At 77.5% G+C, this 1,366-nt stretch carries 1 protein-coding gene; it reads right to left on the minus strand.

What is annotated here, in order from left to right; all coding sequences use genetic code 11:
• On the minus strand, positions 1–693 hold a 693-nt coding region (locus GWI24_RS44440), incomplete at its 3' end, for a protein phosphatase 2C domain-containing protein (protein ID WP_308344298.1).
• Positions 694–1,366 lie beyond the last annotated feature (673 nt).

Raw genomic sequence — 1,366 nt, forward strand, 5'->3', positions numbered from 1 at the left:
GATGACGGGTCCGCCGACGGTGTCCCGCTCGCCCCCGGCTGGTTCCAGGTCCTGCCAGGCGCCGTCCCGCAGCCGGAAGAGCCCGCCGTCGCCGACGCCGAAGAACACCCGGGTACGGCAGGCCGGATGCGCCGGGAGCAGGAGACAGCGCACCGAGGCGGTGTGGTCGGCGGGGGCGAGGCCGCGTACGGTCGCACCGGCGCGCAGCCGCCCGTAGGCACGGTCGGTGAGCCGATGCAGCCCGGAGCTGAGGGCGCCGCGGTTGGCGGTGTGGATGTCCTCCGTCAGCCGGGCCTGATTGCTGCCGACCGCCCCGGCGATCCACTCGCACAGCTCACGCGCCACCCGATGCGCCCCCGGGGCCGCCCGCTGCCCGCTCGCCACGGCCACGAGGAGAAGGGCGCTGTCCCCGGTCCCGAACCGCACCGCGAGCAGCGCATCGCGCCGCAGCTCACCCCGGTAACGGGCCGCGTCCCCGCGCAACGATGCGGCCCGAAGCGTCAGCGTGCCGTACCGGGCGCCCTCCAGCACGGTGTCGGGGACCACGTCCCGGAGATCCTCCGGATCGGCGACGGGAAGCGTGGTCGGCTCGGCCTCGTACGTGGGCGGCTCGTCCCCGACGTACGAGGCGGCCGCGGCCCGCCAGGGCCGCGACGGATCGGCCCGCAACGCGGCCTCCGGCGGAGGCGGCACCCCGGCACCACGCGGACCCGACGACGGCGAGGGCGGCCCGGACACCCCGGCGCGCCTGGGTGGGCCGGCCGGGGTGGTGGGCCCGGGTGCACCCGTCGGACCGGTGCGTCGGGGCTCGCTCCCCGGCCTCGTGGGCCCAGGTCCGCCCGACCAGCTCGTAGGTCCGGGCGCACCCGCCGGGTTTGTCGGTCCCGACGCGCCCGACCGGCTCGTAGGTCCGGGTGAGCTTCCCCGGCTGGTGGGTCCGGGCGCACCCGCCGAGCTTGCGGGTCCAGGTGCACCCGCCGAGCTTGCGGGTCCAGGTGGACCCGCCGGGCTTGCGGGTCCGGGCGGGCTCCCCGGCCTCGTGGGTCCCGGCGCGTTCCCCCGGCTTGTGGGTTCCGGCGCGTTCCCCCGGCTTGTGGGTTCCGGCGCGTTCCCCCGGCTTGTGGGTTCCGGCGCGCTTCCCGAGTCGCTACGTCCGGGTGCACCCGCCGGGCCGGTACGTCCCGGTGCGTCGCTTGGATCCGCGCGGCCGGGTGCATCCCCGGAGCCCGCGCCGCCCTGCGCATCCCCGGAACCCGCGCCGCCCCGTGCGGCACCGGCTCCCTTGCCGCCCCATGGGGCACCCGGTTCCGTACGTCCCGGTCCGGCACCGGAACCCCCGCGCCCTTCGGAGGGCGGAATTGCACCA

This window comes from Streptomyces sp. MK37H (assembly GCF_018035285.1).
Classification (GTDB): domain Bacteria; phylum Actinomycetota; class Actinomycetes; order Streptomycetales; family Streptomycetaceae; genus Streptomyces; species Streptomyces endocoffeicus.